Source organism: Mesorhizobium sp. M8A.F.Ca.ET.161.01.1.1, from assembly GCF_004792105.1.
GTDB lineage: Bacteria > Pseudomonadota > Alphaproteobacteria > Rhizobiales > Rhizobiaceae > Mesorhizobium.
This window is the reverse complement of the sequence record NZ_SRTD01000525.1, coordinates 1-279: the sequence shown is the minus strand read 5'-3', so window position 1 is coordinate 279 and position 279 is coordinate 1. Positions and strand designations below refer to the sequence as shown.

Sequence of the window (279 nt, the reverse complement as noted above, 5' to 3'; positions counted from 1 at the left end):
GGGCCCGCAGCCGCTTGAAGCGCTTGCGCGCATCGTGCACGGCCTCGTGCGGGCCGGACGGACGGTTATGCAGGATGGTGACCGTGTCTTCGATCAATTCCAGGCCGGCGCGGCAGATTTCATCGTCAAAGGGCTTTTTCGGATCAATTCTGAAACCGGGCACGCCGCTGCTCCGTCGGCCCTCTGCATCTAGCATGGCGAAATACATTCGATTGGTGACATCGATGTCATCGGTGAACAGAAACACACGTTCGCCGATGATGCCCCGGCTCTTGCGTT

General features: G+C 59.5%; 1 pseudogene. It reads right to left on the bottom strand.

The features are described from left to right. Positions 1 to 163, bottom strand: a pseudogene (locus EN804_RS38925) (CHAD domain-containing protein); the annotation flags it as partial. Positions 164 to 279 lie beyond the last annotated feature (116 nt).